Annotated in this window: 4 protein-coding genes and 1 pseudogene; 3 read left to right on the top strand and 2 right to left on the bottom strand. The window is 45.0% G+C overall.

All coding sequences use genetic code 11. The features are described from left to right. The 3 genes from F6K20_RS16220 to F6K20_RS16210 all read left to right on the top strand — a co-directional run. A partial coding sequence (locus F6K20_RS16220) for a TonB-dependent receptor (protein ID WP_502708837.1) occupies positions 1-1,478 on the top strand: 1,478 nt, incomplete at its 5' end. Positions 1,479-1,639: 161 nt separating this feature from the next. Further along, complete coding sequence (locus F6K20_RS16215) at positions 1,640-3,553, top strand: right-handed parallel beta-helix repeat-containing protein (protein ID WP_008182449.1); 1,914 nt, start codon at positions 1,640-1,642, stop codon at positions 3,551-3,553. A gap of 584 nt (positions 3,554-4,137) precedes the next feature. After that, positions 4,138-6,885, top strand: a complete 2,748-nt coding sequence (locus F6K20_RS16210; protein WP_044492656.1) for a DEAD/DEAH box helicase — start codon at positions 4,138-4,140, stop codon at positions 6,883-6,885. Positions 6,886-6,897: 12 nt separating this feature from the next. Here F6K20_RS16210 and F6K20_RS16205 read toward each other — a convergent pair. Together F6K20_RS16205 and F6K20_RS16200 are read right to left on the bottom strand one after the other, a co-directional pair. Continuing rightward, positions 6,898-7,254 (bottom strand): annotated as a pseudogene (locus tag F6K20_RS16205) (RNA-guided endonuclease InsQ/TnpB family protein); the annotation flags it as partial. 115 nt (positions 7,255-7,369) lie between these two features. Continuing rightward, entirely contained in the window at positions 7,370-7,552 is a 183-nt protein-coding gene (locus F6K20_RS16200) for a hypothetical protein (protein WP_008182453.1), read from the bottom strand. Positions 7,553-7,686 lie beyond the last annotated feature (134 nt).

Below are 7,686 nucleotides of genomic sequence, written 5' to 3'. Positions count from 1 at the left end.
TCTTAGAAGGAGATTTGGATATTATCCTCGACTTCGAAGTAGGAAGTGATGCGATAGTAGTTGTAGGCAGCACTGATGTAAGTTACGACGCCTTCACCGGCTTTTTATCGGTTGATGGATCGGAAGTCCTATCCAGCGAAACCGATTCAGTGTATTCAGACCGGACTGCGATCGGATTAGACTGGCGAGTATATCCAGGAATTACTATCAATGTGGGACAACAATGGTTTACCCGAGGGCAATTTGAGGGCCAGGAAATTACCCATCTTGGTATCAGTGGCGATTACAATCTTGGCTCTGATACCACCATCTCTGGACGTTACTCTATTGTCGGGGGATTAGATGAGATGACCGGTCAGGGCGCTATCGGATTGAAGCACGGCTGGACGATTTTCCCTGGTATGCGACTAAACCTTGCTTATGAGCGGGTATTAGGTAACTTCCTTGGAGAAAACGCTGCTGCTGATCAGTTCAGTCAACCCTACGCTTTTGGTCAAGGAGCCTCTGCCCTTGGATTTGAGAGTGGAGAAAGCTACAGTATCGGATTTGAATACACTGACAGTCCTGATTTCAAAGCGAGCTTCAAATGGGAGCATCGTTCTTCTAATCGTGGCAACAACACTGTAATCACTGGTGCCGCCTCTGGGAAATTGTCTCCTGCGATAACTGCTTTGTTTAGTTATCGGCAGGCGAATGGTGCTAATCAAAGGCTTAGGAGCCGATTAGGAAATTCGATCAATCTCAGGGTAGGTGTTGCTTACCGCAATCCCGAGAGCGATAACTTTAACGCTTTAATGCGCTATGAATTTCGCCAGAATCCCGCTACTATTCCCGACACGATTTTATTGGGCAGTGGTAGTGGTTATAACGAACATCTATTTTCCGGCGAAATGATATATGCTCCCAACTGGCGATGGGAATTCTACGGTAAATATGCTTTGCGTTATAGTAAATCCTATTTATCCAATGATTTAATCGGAGATAGCACCATTCATCTCGGTCAACTCAGAGCATCCTATCGTTTAGGCTACAACTGGGATATAGTCGGTGAAGGTCGCTTTATCTCTCAACCTTCAGCAGACTACTTTGAAAATGGCTTCCTGATTGAAACTGGCTACTACCTGAGTCCGAGTCTGCGCCTTGCGGCTGGATACGCTTTTGGTAATATTGACGACTACGACTTCCGTGGCTCTCGTTCCGCCAGTGGTCCGTATTTAGGACTTACTGTCAAACTTGATGGGCTGATTGGTAATCTATTTGGCGGCTTTGGCAATCAAAAGGTAGCACCACCCCAGCAGCAGGAATCTCAAACTGAATCCATTGTTGAAGATAACCAAAACCAAGACAATCCCAAGAAAACTAACCAACCTGTGGTTGAAGAAGGGCTAGAAGACAACAGCAAACCCCTTTCTAACGACAAATCCGAAGACGACAACACACAAGCAATAAGAATAGAAAAAAATAGTGTGTTCCGGTAATTGATGATTGGTGATTTGAGTATAACAACCAATTAATGAGTTTTTTACTATTATTAATTACCAGAAATATCTAGTTTATCTTTAACTATAAATGGTGTCAGACCATAAACCAGTAAAAAATTACTATTTATCAGTATATTCATCTTTAAAAGGAAGCAGCTATGACTCCAAATATAATTACTTCGGATTTAAAGTCAGAAGTCTACCTCAAACTCTCAAAAAAAAATCCTTACTATTCTAGTTTAATTTCAGGTTGTATTAATAAAAAAGAAAACCCTAGACTTATCAAAACAAACCAGTATATACCTAGTTTATTATCAACCCTAGACTCAAAAGAGTTCATCCATACTGTTACCGTTTGCCTTTTGCCTTTTGCCTTTTGCCTTTTGCCTTTTGCCTTGATTAAGCCAGCCCTAGCCCAACCAAAACCATCACCCCTAAAAGTAGTCGTCAATAGCAACCAAGATGGTTCAGTAAAACCAGACAATAACTTAACCCTGAGGGAAGCTATTAACCTGATCAACGGCACATTAACCCTAGACCAACTTAGTCCCACAGAAAAAGCTCAAGTAGAATCCCTAAGTTCCCCAGCACGGTCAAAAATAGAGTTTAATTTACCTGGCCAGCAAACCACTATTCGTTTGGTAGAACACTTGCCGCCCATCGCGACTGCTGGAGTAATCGTAGATGGCACTACCCAACCTGGCTATAACCGAGATCAATCAGCTACTGCTGAGATTGAAATCCCGATTCCATTGGTGGCAATTACTCCAGCGGAAACAGTAGAAATTTTTCAAGGTTTGACAATTATTAATGATGATGTTATTATAAAAGGTTTAAGTATATATGGATTTAACGGTGAGCACCAAGCAACTGTCATCTCAACACCAGCAGACATATTGATTTCCCATCGGCTGCCACCCGACTACGACAGTAAATTTTACAAGAGTCAGTTTGCTGCCGACAAACCTCCCCAATCGGTGATTATAGAAAACACTTGGCTAGGTATACCCCCCGATGAGAGTATGCCATCAACCATGTCAGCTTTTGGGGTATGGGTGTTTAACGGGACAGGAGTTACGATCCGGCGTAATCGAATTGCTTATCACGACGGTAGCGGGATTATTACCTCCAAGCAGGCGAGGGATCTAACGATTACCGAGAATATCATCGTTGGTAACGGGATGGCTGGGATGCCAGATGCTATTCGTCTAGATGGTACTATCGACAACACCACTATTGACTCTAACTTAATTTGCGGCAACGACGGCAGCGCTGTGTACCTATTTAAACCTATGGGTGCTGTCAGCATTCGGAATAACCAAATTAAGTATAATGGACACCGTTTACGTCGGGCTGCCATATATTTGATGGGAGATGACCATCAAGTCATTGGTAACCAAATCACTCACCAAGCAGGACCAGGAGTGGTGGTTGCTGCTTATCCAGAAAGCGATCGCAATATCATCCAAGATAATCAATTTGCGGCTCTAGAAGGGCTGAGCATTGACCTAGTAACTAGAAACCACACCGGAGCAAGGCATTATCAAGTGGGTGATGGACCAAACCCCAAGCGAGACTCTCCTAACCGTAGGCGAGACACTGGCAATAATGCTGTGAATACACCTCGGTGGTTAGCGGTAGAGTTTTTTCAACGGGATGGTCAGGTGAGTTTGGATGGGTTAGCTGACCCTGGTTCTGAGGTAGATATCTATCTTGTCGAGCAGGTTTCTCCAAAAACCCCTGGTTATGGTGCCTTGAGTAGGAAGATTGCTAGCACTGAAGCAGATCAAGATGGGAAGTTTGGGATTAGTCTTAGTAATGTCCAGCCTGGGGATTACCTGAGTGCGATCGCAACTCACCCAGACTACGGTACCTCGGAACCAGCTGTGACTGTGGTAGTGCGTTCTCTTGATGATCCAGGGAATAGTATCGAGACCCGGTCAGCAACAACTCTACCGAACACAGCAAAGCCCCAGTGTACCAGCCGTCCAGTGGCCAGGGTTCCGGTACAACCACAGTCCCCACAAATACCTGAACCGATACTTTTTAGCTACCAAAGTCTACCAAGATAGACCAAGGCTCGCCAATGCAAGATGCAATAGCATCCAGGGGGTATCTCCCAAAGCTCTCGGGAATATCCCGCGAGCGCCATAAAAATGTCAAAAAAGTTTAACACCGGGATGTAACCGCAACTATTAAAGCCTTGGTTTTCGGCTTTAATTTAAGTTACATAATAATCCCTGTCGGTGTTACCCTAATTTAAGTCTAACAAATAATAAGAGTTTTTGGTAGACTCTGCGACATTTTATCTAGCTGTTTACTAACCCTGAATATCAATGGTCATGAAGGTTTGGACGTTATCTTGATAGAACAGGAGGAAGACTTACAAGTAGAGTAGGATACGGATTTCTATGGATAATCCCCGATCGGAATAGTTTTTGGGAATAGCCTCAAACCCTTGTTCTACAACACTTCAAGTTTGTCTCGCCCTTTGTTATAGTAAACAACTACCTATAAATACACCAGGGGTATCTTGAGTAAAATGGTGTACACCCTCTCAATTAATTAACTAACATACAATCAAGATATACAACCAATGGACTACGTAATTACAAGCAACACCTAACGATCATATACCTTATTGGAAAAACCTTGTGTGAATATTGCTACTTCATCAGTAGACCTTGACCCGAACAACCTATTTCCCTTTGAACTCGATGAGTTCCAAAAACAGGCAATTGAGGCTCTCAATCATAGTCAGTCAGTAGTTGTCTGTGCTCCGACTGGTTCTGGGAAAACCCTGATTGGAGAATATACCATTTATCGTGCTTTGTCTCAAGGGGGACGTGTTTTCTACACCACCCCCCTCAAAGCGCTCTCCAACCAGAAACTAAGGGATTTTCGGGCAAAATTTGGCGCAGACAAAGTCGGTCTAGTTACCGGTGATTCCTCGGTCAACCGGGAAGCTTCTGTCTTAGTGATGACTACGGAAATCTTCCGTAATATGCTCTATGGTACCCCAATTGGTCAAGTGGGAGCCTCTATGCTAGGGGTTGAGGCGGTCATCCTAGACGAATGTCACTACATGAATGACCGACAACGAGGCACGGTTTGGGAAGAATCAATTATCTATTGTCCGCCAGATATCCAAATTGTTGCCCTCTCTGCCACTGTTGCCAATTCTGACCAGCTGACCGACTGGCTCAATCAAGTTCATGGCTCCACTCAGCTAATTTACTCTGACTTCCGACCTGTTCCCCTAGAGTTTTACTTTGCCCATCCCAAGGGAATTGTCTCCCTGCTGAATGACGACCAAACCAAGATTAACAACTCCCTCAAAACCAGGCGTCCTAAAAGCAAGGACAAACATGGACGTCCGGAGGGCCCCAGCATTAGCTCTGTGGTGAGCAAACTAAAAAAACGGGAGATGTTACCAGCTATTTACTTTATCTTTAGCCGCCGAGGCTGTGATAAGGCAGTAGATGAGATGGGTCCAATATCCCTGGTCAATGAACAAGAAGCAGCTCGACTCAAGAAACGGATTGATGAATTTATCACTAAGAATCCAGAAGCAGCTCGAACCAAACAAATTGACCCCCTCTACCGAGGTATAGCTGCCCATCATGCTGGAATTTTACCTGCTTGGAAAGGTCTAGTAGAAGAACTATTCCAACAAGGACTAGTGAAGGTGGTATTTGCGACAGAAACCCTAGCAGCAGGAATTAATATGCCTGCTCGTACCACGGTTATTTCCAGTCTATCTAAGCGTACTGACCGAGGACACCGGCTACTCACTGCCTCTGAATTTTTGCAGATGGCTGGACGAGCAGGACGGCGAGGGATGGATACCAATGGCTATGTGGTGACCGTGCAAACCCCCTTTGAAGGGGCTAAGGAGGCGGCTTATCTAGCAACTGCTGGTGCTGATCCCCTAGTTAGTCAGTTTACCCCTACCTATGGTATGGTACTGAATTTGTTGCAAACTCACTCTCTGCCTCAAGCCAAGGAGTTAGTTGAACGCAGCTTTGCTCAGTACCTAGCTACTTTGTACCTAAAACCTCAACAACAGGCAATTACTGAACTGACTGCGGAACTGACCAGAATTGATTTTCAACTGGCACCGGTAGATGTGGCAGTAATGGAAGGCTATCAAAAACTGAAGGAACACCTGAAAGTAGAGCGCCGCATTCTTAAAGACCTGCAACACCAAGCAGAGGTATCTGTTTCTAAAGCCGTATCCCAAGTGTTACAACAGGTGGAATCGGGAGCCATTCTCTATCTCAAGGGCAAGCATGTGCCAGTGTCTTCTCCTGTTCCAGCTGTTTTAGTGTCTAAACAAAAGGGTTCCGGTCAATTCCCCTATCTGGTGTGCTTAAGTGCTGCTAACCGATGGTATGTGGCAACAACTGCTGATGTGATGGGGTTAGATGGCTTTCCTGAAGTGGCCGATGACCAAGTATCCAATGGCTCTACGGAAGATTACTCAACCGGCTCAACTCAAGGTGAATCCTCTGACATTATCACTCTTCGATACCTTGATATTGGAACTCTCCAGCCTCTAGAGGGACTTGAGATTAAGCCAGGTCAAGTCAAAGGCGGAAATGAAGATACTGAAGCCTTGGCTAACCAAGTCCCCACTATTGCTCAACTCTGGGTTGCTCCAGAAGTGAGGGAGCAACAAGGTGTTGTTGCTGATCTAGAGGGTCAAATGGAAACCCATGCTCTTCGTCAGTGGGGTAATCCCTCTCAACTGATCAAACGCCACAAAAAACGGTTGTTTTTGCAGGAGCAAATTAACCAACGTCAAACTAAATTCCGAGAATACCAGGCTCAGCATTGGCACGAATTTCTGAACCTGATTGAAATTTTAAAGGAATCTGGCTCTTTGGAGGACTTAACTCCCACTGTTCTGGGGCAAGTGGCTGCTTCGGTTCGGGGAGAAAATGAGTTGTGGCTAGCTTTAGCCATGCTGTCGGGAGAATTAGATGACTTAGACCCCCACCAACTGGCAGCAGCTTGCTCTGCTATAGTTACCGAAACCCCTAGACCGGATAGTTGGACAAACTATAAACCAAGTGAGGAAGTGCTAGAAGCATTGGGAAACCTCAGGAGGATTCGGCGTCAAGTATTTCAGCTACAGCGTCGATATCATGTCGCCTTACCGGTTTGGTCAGAGGATAGGTTAATTGGTCTAATAGAACAGTGGTCATTAGGCAAATCCTGGCGGGAGCTATGCGGAAATAGCAGTTTAGATGAAGGGGATGTGGTGCGAATCTTACGTCGAACCTTAGATATATTATCCCAAATTCCCCATGTGTTGCCTCTACCAGAGTCTTTAAAAGCTAATGCGATTCGTGCTGCTCAGTTACTTGACCGCTTTCCGGTTAATGAGCGAGTCAATTGACACTCCCCGCGCCTATTGAAGCGGGGATTCTTCGCTCAACGATTCGACTTGCTGAACCTGGCCGGAACCAAGAACAGTAGAGGTTAAATCTCCCGAAGTGTTCGGATCGATGATCCAGGTTCCGGTGTGCCCCACCGTACCCAAGGCTTTTTTCAGGATGTTGACTGCGGCGTTGTGGTCTCGGTCTAATTTACAACCACATTTGCAGACGTGAGTCCTAGTTGATAGCGACTTCTTGACTACCTCGCCGCATTCTGAGCAATTTTGACTCGTATAGGCAGGATTCACTGCAACCGTGACTCTACCAAACTTCTTGCCAAAATGCTCTAACCATTTCCTAAACTGATACCAACCTGCATCGTTAATAGCTGAGGGGGCGACGAAATAAGCTAAAACGCAGACTCTATAAGTAATCTAGCCCTTAGACCTCGTTGATAATACTTTCGCTTATTAGGATTTAATTTCATTAATTCGGTTACTAATTCTAGACAAACATCCTTGATTGCTGATTCTCGACTACGATCTCCAAGATAAAATCCAACAATTTCTTTAGTTTCTTGTTCGCGTAGCGTGGCCAACGGCCATCGTTCGCGTAGCGTGGCCAACGGCCAATGGCCAACCAAATCCATTGTTTATTATCTTTTTTTGTCTTGATGCAGTCGCTCATGGTTTGAAGTTACCGTAAGACAGGCTCGCCTTAATCAATGGAGGCGCGCTTTCCGCTTGAAGAATTAAATTACGGGGTCGCGCCTCAAGTTTTAACCCTTTTTTGCATAACCTACCAACCATAAAGGCTCAACG

The organism is Moorena sp. SIO2C4, assembly GCF_010672485.1.
Lineage (GTDB): Bacteria > Cyanobacteriota > Cyanobacteriia > Cyanobacteriales > Coleofasciculaceae > Moorena > Moorena producens.
The sequence above is the reverse complement of the archived record's forward strand: the minus strand, read 5'-3'. Positions and strand labels throughout refer to the sequence as shown.

Bases quoted from the DNA above. Each gene is read 5' to 3' on its own strand.
- F6K20_RS16215 (WP_008182449.1), top strand. From the start codon at position 1,640: ATGACTCCAAATATAATTACTTCGGATTTAAAGTCAGAAGTCTACCTC.
- F6K20_RS16200 (WP_008182453.1), bottom strand. From the start codon at position 7,552: ATGAGCGACTGCATCAAGACAAAAAAAGATAATAAACAATGGATTTGG.